Source organism: Sphingomonas sp. CL5.1, from assembly GCF_013344685.1.
Taxonomy (GTDB): Bacteria; Pseudomonadota; Alphaproteobacteria; order Sphingomonadales; family Sphingomonadaceae; genus Sphingomonas.
The window spans coordinates 1591072-1613849 of record NZ_CP050137.1 but is presented as its reverse complement, the minus strand read 5'-3'; the positions used below and the strand labels follow the sequence as shown (position 1 = coordinate 1613849).

The 22778-nt window shown below is 69.6% G+C and carries 21 protein-coding genes; 11 read left to right on the top strand and 10 right to left on the bottom strand.

What is annotated here, in order from left to right:
* Window positions 1-25: 25 nt before the first annotated feature.
* From F9288_RS07860 to F9288_RS07845, 4 genes are read right to left on the bottom strand one after another with little or no spacing between them, the layout of a single operon-like run.
* The gene (locus tag F9288_RS07860; protein WP_174836111.1) at window positions 26-1864 is read right to left on the bottom strand and encodes a CocE/NonD family hydrolase; all 1839 of its coding nucleotides are present in this window, start codon (window positions 1862-1864) and stop codon (window positions 26-28) included.
* Between the two features lie 20 nt (window positions 1865-1884).
* A complete protein-coding gene (locus F9288_RS07855; RefSeq protein ID WP_174836110.1) occupies window positions 1885-2802 on the bottom strand; it encodes a ketopantoate reductase family protein in 918 nt (305 codons plus the stop codon).
* Between the two features lie 22 nt (window positions 2803-2824).
* Window positions 2825-3652 (bottom strand): nuclear transport factor 2 family protein, encoded by an 828-nt coding sequence (locus F9288_RS07850; protein WP_174836109.1) that lies wholly within the window; start codon window positions 3650-3652, stop codon window positions 2825-2827.
* Window positions 3653-3665: 13 nt separating this feature from the next.
* On the bottom strand, window positions 3666-4499 hold the full coding sequence (locus F9288_RS07845; RefSeq protein WP_174836108.1) for a nuclear transport factor 2 family protein: 834 nt from the start codon (window positions 4497-4499) through the stop codon (window positions 3666-3668).
* A gap of 175 nt (window positions 4500-4674) precedes the next feature.
* On the opposite strand from F9288_RS07845, the gene F9288_RS07840 reads away from it, so the two are divergent.
* Genes F9288_RS07840 through F9288_RS07825 form a run of 4 tightly spaced genes read left to right on the top strand, consistent with a single transcriptional unit; the run spans window position 4675 to window position 9829 of the window.
* Window positions 4675-5262: a heme-binding protein gene (locus tag F9288_RS07840; protein ID WP_174836107.1), complete on the top strand. Its 588-nt coding sequence runs from the start codon at window positions 4675-4677 to the stop codon at window positions 5260-5262.
* Window positions 5259-6626 (top strand): MFS transporter, encoded by a 1368-nt coding sequence (locus F9288_RS07835; RefSeq protein ID WP_174836106.1) that lies wholly within the window; start codon window positions 5259-5261, stop codon window positions 6624-6626. Before F9288_RS07840 ends, F9288_RS07835 begins: the two co-directional genes overlap by 4 nt.
* Window positions 6626-8074, top strand: a complete 1449-nt coding sequence (locus tag F9288_RS07830; RefSeq protein WP_174836105.1) for an aldehyde dehydrogenase — start codon at window positions 6626-6628, stop codon at window positions 8072-8074. The genes F9288_RS07835 and F9288_RS07830 overlap by 1 nt, the downstream gene beginning before the upstream one ends.
* 45 nt (window positions 8075-8119) lie before the next feature.
* Complete coding sequence (locus tag F9288_RS07825; RefSeq protein ID WP_174836104.1) at window positions 8120-9829, top strand: thiamine pyrophosphate-requiring protein; 1710 nt, start codon at window positions 8120-8122, stop codon at window positions 9827-9829.
* A gap of 143 nt (window positions 9830-9972) precedes the next feature.
* On the opposite strand, the gene F9288_RS07820 is transcribed toward F9288_RS07825, so the two are convergent.
* Window positions 9973-11910, bottom strand: a complete 1938-nt coding sequence (locus F9288_RS07820; protein WP_174836103.1) for a PQQ-binding-like beta-propeller repeat protein — start codon at window positions 11908-11910, stop codon at window positions 9973-9975.
* 89 nt (window positions 11911-11999) lie between these two features.
* Here F9288_RS07820 and F9288_RS07815 point away from each other — a divergent pair, with 89 nt between their 5' ends.
* Entirely contained in the window at window positions 12000-13178 is a 1179-nt protein-coding gene (locus F9288_RS07815) for an alpha-hydroxy acid oxidase (protein WP_174836102.1), read from the top strand.
* 48 nt (window positions 13179-13226) lie between these two features.
* Window positions 13227-13691 carry a MarR family winged helix-turn-helix transcriptional regulator gene (locus tag F9288_RS07810; RefSeq protein WP_174836101.1) on the top strand — a complete coding sequence of 155 codons (465 nt, stop codon included), beginning with the start codon at window positions 13227-13229 and terminating at the stop codon, window positions 13689-13691.
* 37 nt (window positions 13692-13728) lie between these two features.
* On the opposite strand, the gene F9288_RS07805 is transcribed toward F9288_RS07810, so the two are convergent.
* The 4 genes from F9288_RS07805 to F9288_RS07790 form a co-directional block, all read right to left on the bottom strand.
* Window positions 13729-14052 carry a PilZ domain-containing protein gene (locus tag F9288_RS07805; RefSeq protein WP_174836100.1) on the bottom strand — a complete coding sequence of 108 codons (324 nt, stop codon included), beginning with the start codon at window positions 14050-14052 and terminating at the stop codon, window positions 13729-13731.
* A gap of 60 nt (window positions 14053-14112) precedes the next feature.
* Window positions 14113-14574 (bottom strand): RNA polymerase-binding protein DksA, encoded by a 462-nt coding sequence (dksA, locus tag F9288_RS07800; RefSeq protein WP_174836099.1) that lies wholly within the window; start codon window positions 14572-14574, stop codon window positions 14113-14115.
* A gap of 349 nt (window positions 14575-14923) precedes the next feature.
* Complete coding sequence (locus F9288_RS07795; RefSeq protein WP_174836098.1) at window positions 14924-15751, bottom strand: hypothetical protein; 828 nt, start codon at window positions 15749-15751, stop codon at window positions 14924-14926.
* 247 nt (window positions 15752-15998) lie between these two features.
* Window positions 15999-16439 carry a host attachment family protein gene (locus F9288_RS07790; protein WP_174836097.1) on the bottom strand — a complete coding sequence of 147 codons (441 nt, stop codon included), beginning with the start codon at window positions 16437-16439 and terminating at the stop codon, window positions 15999-16001.
* Window positions 16440-16544: 105 nt separating this feature from the next.
* On the opposite strand from F9288_RS07790, the gene serS reads away from it, so the two are divergent.
* The 5 genes from serS to F9288_RS07765 all read left to right on the top strand — a co-directional run bounded on the left by serS (window position 16545) and on the right by F9288_RS07765 (window position 21319).
* On the top strand, window positions 16545-17822 hold the full coding sequence (gene serS / locus F9288_RS07785; RefSeq protein ID WP_174836096.1) for a serine--tRNA ligase: 1278 nt from the start codon (window positions 16545-16547) through the stop codon (window positions 17820-17822).
* The gene (gene surE / locus F9288_RS07780) at window positions 17822-18583 is read left to right on the top strand and encodes a 5'/3'-nucleotidase SurE (protein WP_174836095.1); all 762 of its coding nucleotides are present in this window, start codon (window positions 17822-17824) and stop codon (window positions 18581-18583) included. The genes serS and surE overlap by 1 nt, the downstream gene beginning before the upstream one ends.
* 34 nt (window positions 18584-18617) lie before the next feature.
* Window positions 18618-19664 carry a peptidoglycan DD-metalloendopeptidase family protein gene (locus F9288_RS07775; RefSeq protein WP_174836094.1) on the top strand — a complete coding sequence of 349 codons (1047 nt, stop codon included), beginning with the start codon at window positions 18618-18620 and terminating at the stop codon, window positions 19662-19664.
* A gap of 23 nt (window positions 19665-19687) precedes the next feature.
* Complete coding sequence (gene tyrS, locus F9288_RS07770) at window positions 19688-20914, top strand: tyrosine--tRNA ligase (RefSeq protein ID WP_174836093.1); 1227 nt, start codon at window positions 19688-19690, stop codon at window positions 20912-20914.
* An 87-nt stretch (window positions 20915-21001) separates the two neighbouring features.
* The gene (locus F9288_RS07765) at window positions 21002-21319 is read left to right on the top strand and encodes a PilZ domain-containing protein (RefSeq protein ID WP_174836092.1); all 318 of its coding nucleotides are present in this window, start codon (window positions 21002-21004) and stop codon (window positions 21317-21319) included.
* Here F9288_RS07765 and F9288_RS07760 read toward each other — a convergent pair.
* Window positions 21289-22602 (bottom strand): dicarboxylate/amino acid:cation symporter, encoded by a 1314-nt coding sequence (locus F9288_RS07760; protein ID WP_174836091.1) that lies wholly within the window; start codon window positions 22600-22602, stop codon window positions 21289-21291. The two genes, F9288_RS07765 and F9288_RS07760, sit on opposite strands and share 31 nt — an antisense overlap.
* Window positions 22603-22778 lie beyond the last annotated feature (176 nt).

Genomic DNA, 22778 nt, shown 5'->3' with positions numbered 1-22778 from the left:
CGTTCCCTTTCGAAAAGAAGGCGGATCAGCGCGGGATGATCGGCAGCAGGACGTGGCTGGGATAGCGGGCGGAGTGGAGCACCTGCTGATGCGCCACCGCCATCCGCGTGCCGGTCGCCGGGTCCTCCCCGGTGTTGAGGTTGCGGTCGAAGCGCGGGAAGTTGCTGCTCGTCACCTCCACGCGGATGCGATGGCCGGGCAGGAAGGCGTTGCTCGACGCCCACATGTCGATGTCATATCGATAGACCTTGCCCGGCTCGATCGGCGCGGGCGGCGCGTCCTTGCCCTTGCGGTAGCGCGCGCGGACGATGCCGTCCTGGATGTTGCGGGCATAGCCGTTCGGATCGACGTCGATCAGCCGCACCACCCAGTCGGTGTCGGGCGCGGAGCTGGCGGCGTAGAGCGTCGCGCGGATCGGGCCGGTGACCTCCACCGTCCGGTCCAGCACCGGGCCGGTGAACACCAGCACGTCGGGCCGCTTCTCGACCGGCGAATGATCGTGCGCGCCGGACGGCACCGAGCTGCAACAGATGTTGCCGCCGAGCGTCGGCACCGGGTTCGCCGGATCGTAGTCGTAGCGGTCGCTTTCAGCACCGGCCGGCTTCGTTGTGGAGAGCGTGCCGTCGCCGGTCGCCGTGTTCGCCCTCCCGCCGCTGGCGAGATAATAAGGCGTGTAGCGCGTGCGCTTCAGCGGCCATTCGTCCTCGGCGCGCCACTTGTTCTCGCCCATCACGAAGATGCGCACGGCCGGGTCCCGGTCCGCGCCATTGTCCATGCCCTTCAGCCAGTGATCGTGCCAGCGCAGGTAAAGGAGGTTGCCGTTGAGCGCGGCGTCCGGCCCGTAATCCACATCGTCGGGGGTGGACATGCCGCCGAACCCGCCCTTGCGCGGCGCGATCGTCTTGAAGTGCGTCCACGGGCCGATGACGATGCGCTTCTGCGCGCGGGCGAGCGGGGTCGCGCCCGCACCCTTGATCTGCTGGTGATCGCCCAGCGCGCCGCGCAGGAAGATGTCGTACCAGCCGCTCACCACCAGCGCCGGTATGCTGATCTTCGCCGCCTGCCGCTCGAAACTGATGCCGTTCCAATAGCTGTCGCCGCGAAGCGGATGCGCCAGCCAGTCGCGATACGGCTGGTCGACCTTGTACGAGGCGGCGTCGGCGGTGTTCAGCGGCAGCTTCGCATAGGCCTCCGGCTTCACGAACGCGCCGCCGCCGTCGGTGGTGCGGCCGTACACCGTCCCCGCCCCCCACGGCAGCGAGAAGCCGAGCAGGAACGCCCCGTCGCTATAGACCCAGCTATTGTAGATATCGGTGGTGGTGACGTCGGTCGCCACCGCCTTCAGCGCGGGATGGCCGCCGATCGCCTGCGTCAGCCCGGTATAGCCGAGATAGGAGCCGCCGAGCGTGCCGAGCCTGCCGCTGCTCCATGGCTGGACGGCGGCCCAGGCGTCGGTGTCGTAGCCGTCCTGCGCCTCGTGACGGTAGGTGTAGAAATCGCCACCGGAAGCGAAGCGGCCGCGCACGTCCTCGTTGACGACGACATAGCCGCGCTCGGCATACCAGCGCGAGTTCTGCACCTCGTCGGGCGTCGCCTTGTTGTACGGCGTGCGCAGCACGATCACCGGGAACTTGCCCGGCGCGTCGGGGCGATAGACATCGGCGGCGAGCTTCACCCCGTCGCGCATCGGCACGGCGACGTCCTTTTCGACGATCACGCTGTAACGCGCAGGTGAAAGTTCAGCCTCTCCCCGCCTCGCCCAGTCCGGCCCGGTCAGCGCCGGTGCGTCGGGCGACTGCGCCGCCCCGATCGAAGCCGTGCCGAGCAACGCGACGAGAGCCAGATTGCGGACCTTCATCGTCATCCCCTTCTTCCCCTGATTGTTCAGCCGGCGCGCGCGATCATCCTGACGAGCCGGGTGAGCGTATCGAGCACCGGCGTCGCCACCCCATGCGCGGCGCCTTTTTCCGCGAGCTGCCCCGCGATCGAATCGATCTCGGTCGGGCGGCCGGCGAGCACGTCCTGCAACATCGACGGCTGGTGCGGGCCGTGCGCCGCCCAGGCATGCTCGATGATCGCGCGGACATGTTCGCGATCGACCGCCACGCCGCACGCCGCCGCCACCGCGAACGCCTCGGCGAGGATCGCCTCCGCCAGCGCCCGCCCGTCCGGCTGCGCCGCCATGCCGCCGACCGTCTGCCGGGTGAGCGCGGCGACCGGGTTCATCACCGTGTTGAAGATCACCTTCTCCCAGATCGCGGTGACCACCTCGGGATCGGCGCGCGCCGCGATCCGCGCCTCGCCCAGCGCGGCGGCGATCCGCTCCAGCGCCGGATCGGGCGCGCCGGACAGGCTCCACAGCCGCACATGGCCCGCGCCGTGCGAGGCGACATGGCCCGGTTCCCTGAGGTCAGCCGGCAGGTCGGTCATGCCGATCGCCACCGCCGCGCCGGGCAGCGCGGCGGCGACGCGCTCGCCGGTGCCGAGGCCGTTCTGGAGCGTCAGCGCCCACGTCCCCGGCCCGGCGAGATGACGGGCGGCGGCGAGCGCGGCGGCGGTGTGATAGCCCTTGGTGAAGACGATCAGCAAATCAGCCGGCCCGGCGAAGGCGTCCGCCACGCCGGCGCGGACGTTCGTCACCACCCGCTCCCCCTCGTCGAGATCGAGGCGCAGACCGGCGCGGTTGATCGCGTCGATATGCGGCTGGTTCACATCGACCAACCACACCTCATGCCCGGCGAGCGCGAGCCGCCCGCCGAACAGGCTGCCCATCGCCCCCGAGCCGATCACCGCGATCCGCATCGCCCCGCCCCGTTCGCGCGGGTCAGCGCGGCGGCTGCTGCTGGCGCTGGCTTTCCAGCGACAGCGGCGAGCCCGCCGACGAGGAATTGGCCGCGTTGCTCGGGTCCATCCCCCTGGTGGAGTAACGATCGGTGTCCGCCTGCGTCCACGGGCGGCCGGTCACCGGGTTGGGATAGGGGAAGGGCGGGACGTAATGGCCCGGATAGGCGTCATACTGCACCGATGGCGGCGCGTCGGGCGGGAATTCCTTGCTCGGCCCGTTGTTGCCGAACGACGCCTGCGCCCAGCCCTTGTCATAGGGTGTGAAATAGGTGCCGTACCAGCGCATCAGGCTGAACTTCCACTTGCCGTCCTCTTTGACGTAGCGGATGTCATAGGTGCCCTCGGCCCACAGCCCCATCTTCTGCCACATGCCGATCTGGATGAAGGCGCGCCAGCGACCGGTCGCGGTCTTGCCGTCCGGCGCGACGTTCGTGACGCCCTGAAGCACCATATGGTTGGACAGCTCACCATCGGCGAGACCCATATGCTGGCGGCCGATCACCTTCGAGAACAAGGTGTCGACGCCCTTCGCGCCCTTGTACACACCGCGCCCCGAAATCTCGACCACCGCGTCCTTCGAGAACAGCGGGACGACCTCGCTCCACACCTTCTTGTCGATATAATAGCCATAGGCGCGGGTGAGGTTCTCGATCTGCGCGCGATCCTCCTCCAGCGCAACCCGCTTCTCCAGCGCGGCGAGGCGCGCTTCGACGCCGCGGTCCGATTGCGCCAGCGCGGGGACAGCGACGATCGCGGCAGCCATGACGGCGCCGGCCAGTCCAACGCGGGTCCAGTTCTTGATGCTCATCGTAAGTCTCCGGTCACTGGGCAGGCTTGGGCGCGGGCGCGGCGGGCATCGGCGATCCGGGCTGGATCGGCGGGCCGGCGGGCGCAGGCGACATGCCGGTGGTGGAATATCTGCGGCTTTCCTCGATCGTCCACGGCTTGCCCGTCACCGGGTTGGGATAATGGAACGGCGGGACGTAATGGCCGGGATAGACGTCATATTCCACCGACTGCGGCGCGTCGGGCGGGGCATCCTTGGTCGGCCCGTTGTTCGGCCGCGCCCCTTGCGCCCAGCCCTTCTCGTAGGGGGCGTAGAAAGTGGCGTAGAAGTGCATGCCGCTGATCTTCCACACGCCGCCTTCTTTGACATATTCGTTCTCGTACGTGCCCTCCGACCAGATACCGAACATCTTCGCCTGCCCGATCTGGACGAAGGCGCGCCAGCGGCCCTTCGCGGTCTTTCCGTCGGGCGCGACATCGGTGACGCCTTGCAGGATCATGTGGTTGAACAGGCCGCCGGGCCTCAGGCCGACCTGGCCGCCGCCCATCGATTGCAGGAATAGCCGATCTACGCTGGCCTTGCCGAGATAGACGCCGCGCCCTGCGATCTCGACGCGGGCGTTGTCGGAGAACAGGTCGGCGACCTCGTTCCAGAGCTGCTTGTCGACATAATAGCCGTAGGCGCGGGTGAGATTCTCGATCCTCGCGCGGTCGTCGAGCCGATCGACCCGCGATTCGAGCGCGGCGAGCCGCCGCTCCACCGTGCCCTGCGCGGAGGCGGCGGACGAGAGCGCGACGGCCCCCAGCGCACCGGCGGCGAGCAAGGCGCCCCCGCCCAGGCTGCGCAATGAAAGCGGCGATTCGGCCATCGGCTTCTCCCTGATGAAATCCGGCTCCGGGCCGGCGGTCGTTGCACGATCGCTACCAGCATCGCGCGCAACAAACAAGTTTGATCTCACACTAGTTTCTGTTAGGCTGCGATCAGCCTGGACGGCGGCGGCGCCTGTTGCCGCCGTGCCGGACACGGTTTTGGGGAGGCGATTCGTGGTTCAACGTGACGGCGACGATCACGACCGCGCCACGGTCAACCTGGGAGGAATGCCGATGACGAAGATGCTGAAATACGGCGGCGCCGCGCTGCTCGCCGCCGCCGCGGTGCAACCGCTCGCCGCCGCCGAGCCGAAACAGGGGCCGAAGCCGACCACCGCGATGGTGCAGAACCTGCCGGTGCTCAGTTCCGCCGGGGCGCGCGCGGTGATGGACGCGGCGATCGCCAGGGCGACGTCGAACGGCTGGGGCTCGTCGATCGCGCTGGTCGACAATGCCGGCAAGCTGCTCGCCTTCCACCGCACCGACGGCGCGCCGATGGGCACGATCGACACCGCGATCGGCAAGGCGACCACCGCGATCATGTTCAAGGCGCCGACCGCGATGATCAGCCAGATGGTGTCGCAGAACGCCGCGATGGGAACGATCCCCGGCGTAGTCGCGGTGCCGGGCGGCTATCCGATCATGCGCGACGGCCAGGTGATCGGCGCGATCGGCGTCAGCGGCGGCATGGCCGGCGAGGACGACATCATCGCCAAGGCCGGCATGGACGCGATCCAGAGCGGGGCGGCCGCCGGCAAATGAGCATTTCCGCCGCCGGGCCGTCGCCCGACTATGATATCGGCACGGCGATCGACGAGGGGCGCTGGACCGGCTACCAGAAGCTGATCCTGCTGCTCGTCGGCTGCGCGGTGATCTTCGACGGGTTCGACAACCAGTCGCTGGGCTTCGCCGCGCCCGCCATCATCCGGGACTGGGGCATTTCCAAGGAGATGCTCTCGCCGGTGATGGCGATCGGCCAGTTCGGCATGATGTTCGGCGCAGCGCTCGGCGGGATGATCGGCGACCGCTTCGGGCGCAAGGCCGCGCTGGTCGGCAGCGTGCTGACCTTCGGCGTGCTCACCGCCTGCATCGCGATCAGCAACAGCCTGATCGAGATCGGCGCGCTGCGCCTGTTCGCCAACGTCGGGCTGGGCGCGGCCTTCCCCAACGCCGCCGCGCTGGTTTCGGAATATACCCCGCGCCGCAGCCGCAGCCTGGGCGTGACCGCGAGCATCGTCTGCGTGCCGCTCGGCGGCGTGGTCGGCGGGCTGATCGCGGCGAAGGTGCTGCCGGTGTTCGGCTGGCGGATGCTGTTCGCGGCGGCAGGCGGCGCGACGCTGACGGTGGCGCTGCTGCTGATCACGCTGCTGCCCGAATCGACCCGCTTCCTGCTGCGCCGCGAAGGCGACACGCCGCGCCTGCGCCGGCTGCTCGCGCGGGTGGGGCTGGAGGTGCCGGGCGACGCGCGGCTGGTCGATCGCGGCGAGCAGGATGCCGCGCCGCAGGGCAAGTCGCCGGTCGCGGCCTTGTTCGCGGATACGTGGCGGCACGACACCATCGCTTTGTGGGGAGCGTTCGGCGCGTGCCTGTTCGCGGTCTATGCCGCGTTCAGCTGGCTGCCGACGATGCTGTCCGACGCCGGATTCGACCTCGCCTTCTCCAGCCAGGGCCTGACCGCTTTCAACATCGGCGGGGTGATCGCCGCGCTGGGCGGGGCGTGGCTGATCGGGCACAAGGGATCGCGCGCGCCGATGGTGGCGATGGCGATCGGCGGGGTGATCGGCGCCGGCGCGATGCTCGCGACGCCGCTCGATCCCGGCGGATCGCGCGCGATGCTGATCCTGATCCTCGGCGTGGAGGGCGCGTTCATCAACGGCGTGCAGACCACGCTCTACGCGCTCGCCGCGCATGTCTATCCCACCGCGATCCGCGCCACCGGGGTCGGCAGCGCGACCAGCGTCGGCCGTATCGGCGCGATCGCCAGCTCGTTCGGCGGCGCGCTGGCGCTTCATGCGCTCGGCGCGAGCGGGCTGAGCCTGATGCTGCTCGCCGCGATGGCGGCGACCACGATCGCGCTGCTCGCCGTCCGCCGCCATTCCCGACCAGCCCATTCAACCGGAGTTTGATGATGACCGTCCAATTGCTGATCGACGGCGAAAGCGTCGCGGCCACCGGCAATGCCACGTTCGAGCGGCGCGACCCGTCGGGCGCGCGCGTGGCGACGACCGCCGCCGCCGCCACGCCGGACGACGCGCGGCGCGCCTGCGAGGCGGCGGCGCGCGCCTTCCCGGCGTGGGCGAAGCTGGGGCCGAACGCGCGGCGCGACCTGCTGCTGCGCGCCGCCGACGCGCTCGCCGCGCGGGTCGACGAGTTCGCCGCGCTGATGCGGGCGGAGATCGGGGCGACGCGCGGCTGGGCCGGGTTCAACGTCAGGCTCGCCTCCGGGATGCTGCGCGAGGCGGCGGCGATGACGACGCAGATCGCGGGCGAGGTGATCCCCTCCGACAAGCCGGGCGCGATCGCGCTGGCGGTGCGCCAGCCGGCGGGCGTCTCGCTCGGCATCGCGCCGTGGAACGCGCCGGTGATCCTCGCGGTGCGCGCGATCGCCATGCCGCTGGCCTGCGGCAACACGGTGATCCTCAAGGCGTCGGAAATCTGCCCCGGCACGCACCGGCTGATCGGGCAGGTGCTGCACGACGCCGGCCTGCCGAACGGCGTGGTCAACGTGCTGACCAACGCCCCCGCCGACGCCGGTGCGCTGGTGGAGGCGATCATCGCCCATCCGGCGGTGCGCCGCGTCAATTTCACCGGATCGACCGGGGTCGGCCGGATCATCGCCGAGGTCGCCGCGCGCCATCTGAAGCCCGCGCTGCTCGAGCTTGGCGGCAAGGCGCCGTTGGTCGTGCTCGACGACGCCGATCTCGACGCTGCGGTGGACGGCGCGGCGTTCGGTGCGTTCATGAACCAGGGCCAGATCTGCATGTCGACCGAGCGGATCGTGGTCGACGCCAGGGTCGCCGACGATTTCGCCGCGCGGCTGAAGAAGAAGGCCGAGAGCCTGCGCGCGAGCGCGGCGGACGATGGCGCGGCGCAGCTCGGCACGCTGGTGAGCTGCGAGGCGGCGGCGCGCGTCGGGGAGCTGGTGGCTGACGCGGTGAAGAACGGCGCGACCCTGCTCGCCGGCGGCGCGAGCGACGGGCCGGTGATGCAGCCGACCGTGCTCGATCACGTCACCCCGGCGATGCGCATCTATGCCGAGGAATCGTTCGGCCCGGTCGTCACCATCGTCCGCGCGGACGGCGACGACGCGCTGGTCGCCGCCGCCAACGATACCGAGTTCGGCCTCTCCGCCGCCGTGTTCGGCCGCGACATCCGCCGCGCGCTGAGCGCCGCGCAGCGCATCCAGTCCGGCATCTGCCACATCAACGGCCCCACCGTGCACGACGAGGCGCAGATGCCCTTCGGCGGGGTCAAGGACAGCGGATACGGCCGGTTCGGCGGCAAGGCGGCGATCGCCGAGTTCACCGACCTCCGATGGATCACGATCGAGGACGAGCAGCACTATCCGTTCTGAGCGCCCGCCCTTCTTACGCACAAAATTCACGTCAGGAATCACGCAATGTACACAGCCAGCTCCGCCTTTCTCGAAGCACTGACGGAGGCGGGCGTCTCTTATATCTTCGCCAATTTCGGCAGCGATCACCCGGCGCTGGTGGAGGCGATCGCGGAGGCGCGGGCGAACGGGCGGAAGATCCCGAAGGTCGTCACCGCCCCGTTCGAGATGGTCGGCCTGTCGGCGGCGCAGGGCTTCGCGCAGGTCAGCGGCAAGCCGCAGGCGGTGGTGGTGCACGTCGAATGCGGCACGCAGTCGCTGGCGGGCGCGGTGCACAACGCGGCCAAGGGGCGGTCGCCGGTGCTGATCTTCGCCGGCCTCTCGCCCTTCACGCAGGACGGCGAGCTGAAGGGCAGCCGCAACGAGTTCATCCAGTGGATCCAGGACGTGTACGACCAGCGCGGCATCGTCCGCGAATATATGAAATACGACAATGAGTTCCGCACTGGCACGAACGTCAAGCAGATCGTCCACCGCGCCATGCAGTTCGCCACCAGCGACCCCAAGGGGCCGGTCTATCTGGTCGGCGCGCGCGAGGTGATGGAGGAGGAGGTGACGCCGGTCGCGATCGACATGGCGCACTGGCGGCCGGTGCAGCCCGGCGCGCTGACCGCCGAGGGGGTGGACGCGATCCTCTCCGCGATCGCCGGGGCGCGACGGCCGATCGTCGTCACCTCCTTCGCCGGGCGCAACCCGGAGGCGCTGGGCGAGCTGGTGCGCTTCTGCGAGGCGCTGGGCGTCGGTCTGCTCGAATCGGTGCCGAGCGCGCTCAACTTCCCGCACAGCAACCCGCTCTATCAGGGCAGCCACTGGAACCATCCGTTCCAGAATCCGGTGCTGGCCGAGGCGGACGTGGTGCTGGTGCTCGACAGCGACGTGCCGTGGATCCCCACCGTCAGCCGACCGCGCGCGGATGCGACGATCTTCCATATCGACGTCGATCCGCTGAAGGCGTCGATGCCCTTGTGGTACATCCCCGCCGTCCAGTCGTTCCGCGCCGACGCGGCGACCGCGCTGCGCCAGCTCAACCGGCGCGCGGCGGCGCTCGCCCTCGACATGGACGTGGTGGCGGAGCGGCGCGCGCATTATGCCGGCCTGCACCAGCGGCGCGGCGCGTGGCTCGCCGAGCGGGCGAAGCCGGCCGAGCATCTCACCACCGAATATGTCATGGCACGGCTGCGCACGATGCTGGGCAAGGACAGCATCGTGCTGAACGAGGGGATCACCAACTATCCCGAGATCCTCGACCATATCGCGCCGGACGAGCCGGGGACGTTCTTCGCCAGCGGCGGCGGGTCGCTCGGGTGGAACGGCGGGGCGGCGATCGGCGCCAAGCTCGCCGCGCCGGACAAGACGGTGGTCGCGGTGACCGGCGACGGATCGTACATGTTCTCGATCCCCTCGTCGGTTCACTGGATGGCGCGGCATTACAAGGCGCCGTTCCTGCACATCGTGCTCAACAACCGCGGGTGGAAGGCGCCACGCTTCTCCGCGCTGGCGGTGCATCCGGCGGGCTATGCCGCGAACACCGCCGACCTCGACGTCAATTTCGATCCGCCGCCGGACTATGCCGGCATCGCGGCGGCGGCGGGCGGCGCCTACGCGCGCGCGGTGAAGGAAGTGTCCGACGTGGACGCGGCGCTGGCCGAGGGGCTGCGCGTCGTGCGCGAGGAAGGCCGCTGCGCGGTGCTCGACATATGGCTGCCGCGCGGCTGATCGGGTCCCCCTCCATGTGAGGAACCTCCCCCGCGTGCCCGCAAGGGCGCGCGGGGTTTCTTTTCCCGCCTTTCGTTCGACTGGCAAAAAAAACGGCCCCGCCGGCCCGGAAAGGCTGGCGGGGCCGAGGTCGGAGAGCTGTCTTACTTCGGGGCGAAGGCGAGGATGACGTTGCCGGCCGAGCCGTTCTGCATCCCGACATAGCCCGACGCGACATAGAGCCGCCCGTTCGCCACCACCGCGCCGGACTGGCCGAGCGAGCCGCCCTTGCCGGGAATGCCGTTGACCGTCTGGAAATCGCGCTTCGTGTCGAACGTCCACACCACCTTCCCGGCGGGATCGACCGCGCGCAGCACGCCGTCCCAGCCGCCGGTGAAGACGATGCCGGGCATCACGCTCGCCGGGCCGATCTGGCCGCGCCCGTCGGCGCGCATCGGCGTGGTCCACGCCGGCTTGCCGGTGGCGAGATCGAGCGCGGTCAGCCCGCCGCCCGGCCGCTGGAGCGGATAATAGACGTAGCGGCTGTCCGCGCCGCCGCCGAAGATGACGAGGCCGTCGGCGGTCGGCGGCTTATCCGTGAACAGCTTCGTGCGCCACACGACCTTGCCCTGCTGGTCGGGATCGACCGCCACGGCGATGCCGGCCTTGCCCGCGCCGATCAGCACGTCCTTGCCGTTCGGCAACGACTTCAGGATCACCGACGAGCCGCCGAAATCCCAGTCCGGCCCGATCTTCGTCGGGCAATGGTTGCCGGCCGGCGCGGTATCCGGGCAGCCGAGCGCGAAGGCGTCGCCGGCGATCTCCTGATGATGCCAGCGGATCTTGCCCGTCTCCAGATCGAGCGCGACGATCGAATCCGAGGTGGCGGCGGCCGGCTCGTTATAGCTGTTGCCGGTGCCGACATAGACCAGCTTGCGCTTCGCATCGACGGTCGGCGTGTTCCACACGCTCGCGCCGGACGGCCCCCACATCGCCACGCCGACCTCATTCCTGCCGCGCGAGACGATCGGCTCCTGGATGGTCGAGGCGTACCACACGAGCCTCCCGCTGCTCGCGTCGATCGAGGCGACCCCGCCGCTCGACTTGCAGCATTCGTATTTCGGGTTGGCGCCGGCCAGCGTCTCGGTGCCGGTGAAGGGCACATAGACGCGCCCGCCATAAGCCGCGATCGAGCCGGTGAGGCCGTGCGGATCGCTCGACGGCTTCATCTTCCACAGCAACTCGCCGGTCCGCGCGCCGACCGCGAAGACGGTGCCGGACTGGCTGGCGAAGATGACCGCGAACTTCTCCTTCTGGCCGGTCACCGGCTGCACCACCGGCGCGGTGCGCACCCCGCCGTCGGCGTGATACGACCAATAGGCGCAGCCCGTATCGGCGTCGATGCCATAGACGGTGCCGTTGTCGCCGCCGAAGAACAGCCGCCCGCCCGCCGCCGCCGGCTGCGAGAACAGGCTGGCGCCCTGCGGCACGCCGAACGCCCATTTGAGCTTGAGCTTCGGCACGTCGCCCGCCGCGAGGCCGCCGGCATTCTGGAAGCGCGTGTTGTCGGGCGAGGGGCTCCAGCCGTTCCAGTCGTCCGCGCGCAACGCGAACTCCGGGTTCGCTTTGCACAGGTTCTTCATCGCCTTCACGTCGGTGCCGGCGGCGTCCATCATTGGCCGGCCGCCGAGGAATTCGGCCACCTGCTTCTTCTGCACGCGATCCAGCCCCGCCGCCTGCTCCTTCATCATGCCGTTGAGCATCACGTCGAAGATGCGCTCGGGCGACATGGAATGCAGCGTCGCGAGGTTCGGGATCGCGCGGCCGCCCATCTCCATGCCCTTTTCGGTGTGGCAGGCGGCGCAATTGTCCTCGAACAATTTCATCCCCGGCGGCGGGCCGAACTTCGGCCGCCCGCCGCTCAACTCGCCGCCGGCCGAGACCTCCGCCGCGCCGCCGCCGGGATTCTCCGCCTGACCGCTCGAATTGCCGCAGCCGAGCAGCATCAGCGGCGTGGCGGCCAGCACCAGCCCGGTGGTCGAGGCCAGCAACCATCGCGGGGCGAATCCGTGCCCGTTCCTACCGTTAACAGCGGCGGCCATGCGCCTCTCCCTCTTCTGAACTCCGCCAATATATAGTTGGATGACAAACCATGTTGTCAAGCCCGTTGTTGCGCGGTAAGCCGGCCGCGATGACGGGGACCGGCGACATTCCGTGCGATTTCGAGGCGATGCGCGCGCTGGCGCGACGTCGCCTGCCGCGCTTCGCGTTCGACTTCGTCGACGGCGGCGCGCTCCGCGAGAGCGCGCTCGCCCGCAACGCCGCCGCGCTCGACGCGATCCGCCTCGTCCCGCGCGTGCTGACCGGGGCGACGACGCGCGACCTTTCGACCGCATTGCTCGGCCGGCGCTACGCCATGCCGCTCGGGGTGGCGCCGATCGGCATGGCCAACCTGGTCGCGCCGGGCACCGACCTCGCCCTCGCCCGCGCCGCCGCCACGGCCGGCATCGGCTATGCGCTGTCGACCGCCGGCACCACCGCGCTGGAGACGATCGCCGAGGCCGCGCCGGAGAGCTGGTTCCAGCTCTATGTCGGGCGCGATCCGGGGATCACCGACGACCTGCTGCGCCGCGCGGCGGCGGCCGGCTATCCGGTGCTGGTCGTCACCGCCGACGTGCCGGCGCCGGGCAAGAGGCTGCGCGACCTGCGCAACCGCTTCACGCTGCCATTGCGCCCCGGCCCCGGCATGGCGCTCGACCTGCTGCGCCACCCCCGCTGGGCGCTGGCGATGGCGACCGGCGGCGCGCCGCGCTTCGCCAACCTCGAAGCCTATTCGCCGCCGGGCAGCTCCACCGGCTCGCTCGCCGAATTGATGGCCGGGCAAAGCTCGGCGCGGCTCGACTGGGAGCTGCTGGCGCGCATCCGCGAGCGCTGGCCGCGCAAGCTGGTGCTGAAGGGCGTGCTGCATCCCGACGATGCGCGGCGCGCGGCGGCGCTGGGCGTGGACGCGATCGGCATCTCGAACCACGGCGGCCGCCAGCTCGACGCCGCCCCCGCGCCGGTCGAGATGATCGCGCCGATCCGCGCGGCAGTCGGCGGCGCGGTGCCGCTGATCGTCGACGGCGGCGTGCGCGGCGGCGAGGATATCATGCGCTGCCTCGCATCCGGCGCGGATTTCGTGCTGCTCGGCCGCGCCTTCCTCCATGCGGTCGCGGCATTGGGCGGCGCGCGGGGTCCGACGGCGCTGATCGCGCTGCTCCATGACGAACTCGATCGCGCGATGACGCAATCGGGATGCCGCCGGATCACGGAGATCGACGGCGCGCTGCTGCACCGGCCGGGCGATTCTTGTGGAGGGCCGGGCGCGTGACTCTTATATCCGATGCGGCGATGCCGCGGCCAGGGAGGCAATGAAGATTTGGGACCGCTGAAAGATTATATCGGCTTCCAGCTCCGGCGCGCGCAGGACGTCTCCTTCCAGGCGTTCGCCAAGCGCGTCGGCGAGGCGGACCTGAGCCCCGGCCATTTCGCGATCCTTTCGGTGATCAACGAGAATCCGGGCCTCAACCAGACCGCGCTGAGCTATGCCACCGGCCGCGACAAATCGACGCTGACGCCCGCGCTCAAGAGCCTGGAGAAGCACGGCTTCATCTCGCGCGACCGCTCGAAGCTCGATCGCCGCGCCTATCACCTGAACCTGACGCCGGCGGGCAAGAACTATCTCCAGAAGCTGGTCGTCCACGCCGAGGCGCACGATCGCATCCTCGACGAGATCGTCGGCGAGTTCCACAAGCCGCTGCTGATCCACCTGCTCGAGAAGATCGTCGACGAGCTGGGCCGCGACGCCGGCGACGACGCATCGGCGAACGGCACGACACGATAGAGGGGGCCGGCCGGCGCTCCCGCGCCGCGCGCGGGAGTCAGGCGTCGGCGGCCGGCTGCAACCGGCGCGGATCGATCTCGCTGTCGAAGGCGACACCGACGCGCCCCTCGATCTGCCAGGCGACGCGGCCGGCGACCCAGCCGATCCCGGCCAACTCGATCTCCACCGCCGCGTCGGGCGCGAGGGGACGTGGCACCTCCGCCATCAGCCCGCCGGGCGAGACGTTGCGGATGCGCACCTTCGCCGCGCGCTTCGCATCGCCAACCCGCAGCCGCGCGTTGAACGACACGCTTTCGCGCCCGCGCCCCTGCCCGTCCAGCGGAGCCGCATCGGCGAAGGCGCCTGTGTCGAGATGCTTCATCGACACCTCAATAAGCCGCCAGATATTGCCAAACCGGAACGCGCACGGGCTAACAAATCCTTAATCCTCGCGCGAGACCTTTTCCTGCCGCTCGTGGCGCTCCTGCGCCTCGACGGTCATGGTCGCGATCGGCCGCGCTTCCAACCGGCCGAGGCTAATCGGCTCGCCGGTCACTTCGCAATAGCCATATTCGCCGTCGTCGATCCGGCGCAACGCCGCGTCGATCTTGGCGATCAGCTTGCGCTGGCGATCGCGGGTGCGCAGCTCGATCGACCAGTCCGTCTCGCTCGAGGCGCGATCGTTGAGGTCGGCCTCGCGCAGCGAATCGACCTGCAATTGCGAGAGCGTGCCTTGCGCCTCACGCAGGATCGCCTCCTTCCAGTCGAGCAGCTTGGCACGGAAATACTCCTGCTGCCGTTCGCACATGAAGGGTTCGTCGGGACGCGGCCGGTAGCCGTCCCCGTCGTTGGCGGCCTCGCGACCATGGTCGCCCTGTCCAGTTCGATCGTATGCCGTCGCCATCGACCTTCTCCCGCCCCGTGCCGGCGTTCTCGCACGCCGTACACCGTCCGAAGCGCGCCTATAGTCGGGTGCGGGAGCGCAAACAAGCGATCACGAACCGGGGCCTGTGGATCATCTTCTTGACCCGCTTCGCCTTTCTCGGCGCTGAACCGGCGCCGCCGGTGGCGATAGATACTGTCTCGTAATGAAACGAAGCGGCGCCGGCACGCGCGTTTCCCGGCTAGTGTTGCGTTCCGGCACGCGCAATCGTGGTAAACGAACTTGCACTTAAACCTTTGCTTTGCACTTGTCGGCTAGCGGCAATGCGACGCGCGTTGGGAATGGCGGCGGGAGTTATCGCCGACAAAGACTAGAGAGAATGAATCATGTCTGTGCGGATGGCCTTGGCGAAACTCGCGGCGTTTACCGCCGGCGGAGCCGTGATCGGCGGCGGCGCGGTGCATGTGGCTGAAAACGCCAAGCCGCGCACCGAATTCAGCAAGAAGAAGGTCGCCGCCAAGCCGGTCAAGCGCCGCCCGGTGCAGCGCGTCGCCGCGCGCACGCGGGTCAAGACGCCGCCGATGCCGACCTGCGCGCCGACCGTCGTCACCGTCTCCACCCAGTCGCCCCCGGTGCCGCTGCCCCCCGCGCCGGAGATGCTGGCGAGCACCGGCCCGGCCGCGCCGCCGGCCGTGATTGGCGGCGGCTGGGGCGGCGGCTTCGGCGGCGGCGGGTTCTTCGCCGGCGGCTTCTTCGGCGGCAGCGGCGGCGGATCGAGCGGGATCGTGGTGTCGTCCACCTCCAGCACCAGCGGCGGATCGACCTCCAGCTCGACCTCGTCGGGCGGGTCGAGCGGCAACGTCTCCTCGTCGTCGGGCGGCTCGTCCACCTCGTCATCCACCTCGACCGGCGGGGTCAGCAGCACCTCGTCCACGTCGAGCGGCAATGTCAGCAGCACGTCCTCCAGCGGCAATGTCAGCAGCACGTCCTCCAGCGGCAACGTGAGCAGCACCTCCTCGTCGAGCGGCAACGTCTCGTCCTCGTCCAGCGGGAACGTGTCGTCGTCCACCTCCTCGTCGTCGAGCGGCAATGTCTCCTCGTCCACCTCGACCTCGTCCAGCTCGAGCGGCAACGTCTCGACCTCGACCTCGTCAAGCTCCAGCTCGAACGGGTCGAGCAGCTCGACCTCCTCGTCCACGTCCAGCTCGTCCTATGGCTCCAGCTCGAAGGGCTGGTCCTCGAACGGCGGCTGGTCGTCCAATGGCGGCTGGTCCTCGAACGGGGGCTGGTCCTCGAACGGCGGCCATCACGGCAGCAGCGGATCGAGCAGCGGCAACCCCACGCCGGTTCCCGCCCCGCCGATGATCCTGCTGTTCGGCGCGGCCGCCGCGGGCCTCGTCGCGCGGCGGCGGCTGGCGCGGAAGGCGGCCGCCGCCTGACGACGCTCAGGCGTCGGCGATCGCTTTCTGGATATCCGCGACGGGGTGGCCGGTCAGGTCGCGCCCGATCTCGCAGCGCAGCCGCTCGGCGACGCTCTTGTGATAATGCTTGCGCAGCTCGCCCAGGGTGCGCGGCGGCGCGATGACGAACAATATCTTATAGTCATCGGCCAGCGCACGGCGCTTGAGCAGCTCCGCCGCCTCCGCGGCGAACTGGTCCTGGTTGAGGCGGTGATAATCCGGCTCCTGATACGCGCTGCGCCCCCAGCCGACGCTGGAAAAGGAGCGGCCGGGGCGATCCGTGCCCTGTTCGCCGGTCCGCGGATTATCCTGCTCGCGATGCTGCTCCACCACCAGATCGGGATAGGTCGCATCGCCCTCGTTCCGCAGGAACAGCATCTTCTCGCCGTCCGCGACAAGCACCAACGAATTCGTGGGAAGCTGCACAATCAGTCTCCTTCCTGCCGACAGGGGCCATGGTCATATCATGAGTGAAACACCTTGCCACGCTGGCGGGTTGCCTCCCCTCGCCGCCGCCGCCATAGCGCGGACATGCACGACATCCGCCTGATCCGAGAGAATCCGTCCGATTTCGACGCCGCGATGGCGAAGCGGGGCAAGGGCGCGGAGAGCGCCGTCATCCTCGATCTCGACCGTCGCCGCCGCGAATTGCTGACCGAATTGCAGGCCGGGCAGGCGCGCCGCAACGAAGCCTCCAAGGCGATCGGCGCGGCCAAGGCGGCGAAGGACGAGGCGACCGCAGCGGCGCTGATGGCCGAGGTCGCGACGCTCAAGCAGCGCCTGCCGGAGCTTGAGGCGGAGGAGGCGCAGATCGGCGGCGAGCTGGACGACCTGCTCGCCTCGCTCCCCAACGTCCCGCTGGCGGACGTGCCGGAGGGCGCGGACGAGAATGACAACGCGCTGATCCACGAGCGCGGCGCGCGGCCGGATTTCGCCTTCGCGGTGAAGGAGCATGACGCGATCGGCCCGGCGCTCGGCCTCGATTTCGAGACGGGCGCGCTGATCGCCGGCGCGCGCTTCACGCTGGTGCGCGGGCAGATGGCGAAGCTCGCCCGCGCGCTCGGCCAGTTCGGGCTGGACACGCTGACCCGCGAGCACGGCTATGAGGAAGTCTCCCCGCCGCTGCTGGTCAAGAGCGAATCGATGTTCGGCACCGGCCAGCTTCCCAAGTTCGCCGAGGACCTGTTCGAGACGACCGACGGCCGCTGGCTGATCCCCACCGCCGAGGTGAGCCTGACCAATATCGTGCGCGAGAAGATCCTCGCCGCCGACGAACTGCCGCTGCGCTTCACCGCGCTTACCCCCTGCTTCCGTTCCGAAGCGGGGGCGGCGGGGCGCGACACGCGCGGCTTCATCCGCCAGCACCAGTTCGACAAGGCGGAGATGGTCTCGATCGTCACCCCCGACCAGTCGGAGGCGGAGCATGAGCGGATGACCGCCGCCGCCGAGGACGTGCTGACGCGGCTCGGCCTGCCCTTCCGCCGGATGAAGCTCTGCACCGGCGACATGGGCTTCACCGCCGCGCGCACCTATGACCTCGAGGTGTGGCTGCCGGGCCAGAAGCGGTATCGCGAGATTTCGTCCTGCTCCACCTGCACCGATTTCCAGGCGCGCCGAATGAACGCGCGCTACCGGCCGGAGGGCGAGAAGGCGACGCGCTTCGTCCATACGCTCAACGGCTCCGGGCTGGTGGTCGGGCGGATGATCGTCGCGATCCTCGAGAATTATCAGCAGGAGGACGGCTCGGTGTGGGTGCCGGAGGTGCTCAAGCCTTATCTCGGCGGGGTGAACCGGCTGGAGCCGCGCTGATGCGCATCCTGCTGAGCAACGACGACGGCATCCACGCGCCGGGCCTGAAGGTGCTGGAGGATATCGCGCGGACGCTCTCCGACGACATCTGGATCGTCGCGCCTTCGGAGGAGCAATCGGGCGCGGGGCGCTCGCTCACCCTCTCGCGCCCGCTGCGGGTGCGACAGTTCGACGCGCGGCGCTTCGCCGTCTCCGGCACGCCGACCGACGCGGTGATGATGGCGCTGGCGCAGCTCATGCCGGCGAAGCCCGACCTGATCCTGTCGGGCGTCAATCGCGGCGCGAACCTTGCCGAGGACGTGATGTATTCGGGCACCGTCGCGGCGGCGATGGAGGGGGCGCTGGCCGGCATCCCCGCGATCGCGCTGAGCCAGCGCTACGCCGATACCGGGCTGGGCGACGAGGTGTCGTTCGCCGCGGCGGAAGGCTGGGGCGAGCGCGTGCTGCGCCCGCTGCTCGGCAGCGAGTGGACGCCCGGCACGGTGGTCAACATCAATTTCCCGCCCGTCCCCGCCGAGGCGGTGAAGGGGGTGAAGGTCGTGCGGCAGGGGATGCGCGATTACGGCCGCGTCCGGCTGGAGCCGCGCACCGATCCGCGCGGCTTTCCCTATTACTGGCTGTCGCTCGGGCGGATCGAACATGCGCTCGCGCCGGGCACCGATCTCGCGGCGGTGGCCGAGGGATATGTCACCGTCACCCCGCTGCATCTGGACCTGACGCACGAGCGGTCGCTAGAAGCGCTCCACGGCGCGTATTTGTAAGCGGAGGATCGGGATGCGGCGGCGGCTGAGCGCAATGGCGACCTGCCTCCTGCTCGGCGCCTGCATCCCGCAGGTCGATGCGCCGCGCCGCGCGCCGCCGCCGCCGCGTTATCGGCCGACGCCGGTCACGCACGCCCCGCCGCGCCAGCCACAGGGCGAGCGGGTGCAACAGCTCCCCGCGCCGCGCCCGGCATGGGAGACGCGTGGGGCGGCCGCCGACGCGCATTATGTCGCGGCGCAGACCTATGTCGTGCGGCCCGGCGACACGCTGAGCCATATCGCGGACCGCACCGGCGCGGGCGTCACGGTGATCGCCGCCGCCAACGGGCTGGCCGCGCCCGCCTATACGGTGCGCGCGGGGCAGCGGCTGACCATCCCGCCGGGGCGCTACCACCTCGTCCGCGCCGGGCAGACCGGCATCGCGATCGCGCGCGCCTATGGCGTCGAATGGTCGCGGATCGTCGCGGCGAACGACCTGACCGAGCCTTATGTGCTGCGCACCGGCCAGCGCATCCTGATCCCCGGCGGCACGCAGCCGACCAGCGCCGCCGAGCGCGCCGCCGCCTTCAAGCTCGACATCGACGACATCATCACCGGCGGCGAGCCGGCAATCGCGGCGAACCAGCGCCCCGCCGCGCCGGTTGAGACGCCGCGCCGCGCGCTGCCCGCCACCGTCGCCATCTCCGCCCCGATCGCGCCGCCGGGCCGCTTCCTGTGGCCGGTCGAGGGGCAGGTGGTGGCGCGTTTCGGCGCGGGGCAGAGCGGCGAGCGCAACGACGGGATCAACATCGCCGTGCCGCTGGGCACGCCGATCCGCTCGACCGCCGATGGCACCGTCGCCTATGTCGGCGACGCGATCACCTCGATGGGCGGGCTGGTGATCGTCAAGCACGGCGAGGGCTGGACCAGCGTCTATGGCCACGCCTCCAAGCTGCTCGTCCAGCGCGGGCAGGCGGTGAAGAAGGGGCAGACGCTCGCCCTGTCCGGCGCGACCGGCTATGCCGACCGGCCGGAAGTGCATTTCGAGCTGCGCAAGGGGCGTGGGCCGGTCGACCCGCTGACGCAATTGCCGCGCGAGTGAGGTGCGTGTAACGCGCACCCGTTATGACCGAGCCGAAGTCCGACCTGCTCCGCCTGCTCACCGAGCGCGGCTATGTCCACCAGATGACCGATGCGGCCGCGCTCAATGCGCTGGCCGCGAAACAGGTGGTGCCGGGCTATATCGGCTTCGACCCCACCGCGCCCTCGCTGCACGTCGGCAGCCTCGTGCAGATCATGCTGCTGCGCCGGCTCCAGCAGACCGGCCACAAGCCGATCGTGCTGATGGGCGGCGGCACCGGCAAGATCGGCGACCCGAGCTTCAAGGACGAGGCGCGCAAGCTGCTCGGGCTGGACGGGATCAATGCCAATATCGCCTCGATCAAGCGCATCTTCGAACGGTTCCTGACCTTCGGCGACGGGCCGTCCGACGCGATCATGCTCGACAATGCCGAGTGGCTCGACCGGCTGGAATATATCCCCTTCCTGCGCGAGGTGGGGCAGCATTTCTCGGTCAACCGGATGCTGTCGTTCGATTCGGTCAAGCTCCGGCTCGATCGCGAGCAATCCCTGTCGTTCCTCGAATTCAACTACATGATCCTGCAAGCCTATGACTTCCGGGAGCTTTCGCAGCGCGCCGGGTGCCGGCTCCAGATGGGCGGCAGCGACCAATGGGGCAATATCGTCAACGGCGTCGAACTGACGCGCCGGATGGACGGCGTGGAGGTGTTCGGCGTCACCACCCCGCTCATCACCACGGCGGACGGCGGGAAGATGGGCAAGACCGTCTCCGGCGCGGTATGGCTGCACGAGGACCAGTTGCCGCATTTCGATTACTGGCAGTTCTGGCGCAACACCGACGACCGCGACGTGGGCCGCTTCCTGCGCCTGTTCACCGACCTGCCGCTCGACGAGATCGCGCGGCTGGAGGCGCTGGGCGGCGCGGAGATCAACGAGGCGAAGAAAATCCTCGCAAACGAGGCGACCGCGATGTGCCGCGGCCGCGCGGCGGCGGAGCAGGCGGCGGAAACCGCGCGCCGCACCTTCGAGGAAGGGGCGAGCGGCGACGCGCTGCCGACCTTCGCGGCGTCCGGCGCGGTGCCGCTGGTCGATGCGCTGGTGGGGCTCGGCTTCTGCGCGTCGAAGGGCGAGGCGCGGCGGCTCATCAAGCAGGGCGGCGCACGCGTCGGCGGCGAGAAGGTGGCGGACGAAGCCGCCACGGTGACGCCGGGCGCCGAGCCGCTGCGTATCTCGGCCGGCAAGAAGCATCACGGACTGCTGGTCGCGGGGTAAGGCCAACGCCGCGTTGACCATTTCCGTTCGTACCCCTTTCACGACCCTGCCGTAGCGATCAGCTTCAAGGGCCAAGGAGTATCGGGGGTGGCTGCATATCGGGCCGGATGGCCGGCAGTCGACGCACGCGGCGAATCACGCGACGAGGTGTTCCACCATGCGAGCGCGCGCGCGGACGGCGGCGCGCCGTTCAGCCTGCTGATCGTCAACACCTCCCCCTCCGGCCTGATGGCGCGCTGCGACGGCCGGATGGCGCCGGGGACCGCGCTCTCGGTGATGCTGCCGGTGACGGGCCGGGTCCGCGCGACGGTGCGCTGGGCGCTCGGCGGGCGGATCGGCTGCCAGTTCGAGCAGGCGATCCCGCCGCAGCATTATTACGAGATGCTCGCCGCGCTCAGGCGCTGATCGCCGCGCAGCGCCGCATCGAACGCGGCGCGATCGAGCTTCCCCTCCCAGCGCGACACGACCACCGTCGCCACCGCATTGCCGATGAAGTTGGTGAGGCTGCGGCATTCGCTCATGAAACGGTCGACGCCGAGGATCAGCGCCATTCCCGCGACCGGCACCGAAGGCACGATCGACAGCGTCGCCGCCAGCGTGATGAACCCCGCGCCTGTCACCCCCGCCGCGCCCTTCGACGAGAGCATCGCGACGCCCAGTAGCAGCAGTTCCTGCCCCAGGGTGAGATGCACGTCGCACGCCTGCGCGATGAACAGCGCGGCCAGCGTCATATAGATGTTGGTGCCGTCGAGGTTGAAGCTGTAGCCGGTCGGCACGACCAGCCCGACCACCGATTTGGGACAGCCGGCGCGCTCCATCTTCTCGATCAGCAGCGGCAGCGCGCTTTCCGACGAGGAGGTGCCGAGCACCAGCAGCAGCTCCGCCTTGAGATAGGCGATCAGCCGCAGGATCGAGAAGCCGCACGCCCGCGCGACCGCGCCCAGCACCACCAGCACGAACAGCAGGGAGGTGAGGTAGAAGGTGCCGACCAGCGCGGCGAGGTTGGCCAGCGTGCCGACGCCATATTTGCCGATCGTGAACGCCATCGCCCCGAACGCGCCGACCGGCGCCGTCTTCATCAGGATCGCGACGATGCGGAACACCGCCGCCGACACGTCCTCCAGCAGCGCGACGACATGCTCGCCGCGCTCGCCGATCGTCGCGAGGCCGACGCCGAACAGGATCGCGACGAACAATGTCTGGAGGATATCGCCGCCGGTCAGCGCAGAGAGGAACGTGTCGGGAATGATCGCGGTGAGGAAGCCGGTGACCGTCGTCTCATGCGCCCTGGCGGCGTAATCGGCGACCTTGGCGGTATCGAGCGTCGCCGGATCGATATGCAGCCCCGCCCCCGGCCGCACGACATTGGCGACGATCAGCCCGACGATCAGCGCCAGCGTCGAGAAGGTCAGGAAATAGGCGAAGGCGCGCGCCGCCACCCGCCCGACCGCGCCGAGATCGCGCATCCCGGCGATGCCGGTGACGATGGTGAGGAAGATCACCGGCGCGATGATCATCTTCACCAGCTTGATGAAGGCGTCGCCGACCGGCTTCATCGCCTCGCCGGTCGCCGGCCAGAAATGGCCGAGGATCACCCCCGCCGCGATCGCGACGAGCACCTGAAGGTAGAGATGCGCATACCACGGCCGCCGCGCGGGCGGCGGCGCATCCGGCGGCATCGCGATCATTCCCGTCCCCTTCCCTGCCCGAATCCCCGCTTCTTATGCGCTGGAGGCAGCGGACGGAATCCCTTCCGATCCGGCACCCCGGCGAAAGCCGGGTCGCGGGCAGCGAGCGTGACACTTTGGGCGTGAGACCCCAGCCTTCGCTGGAGTGACATGGTGGTAAGGGACGGCAGCGGAGG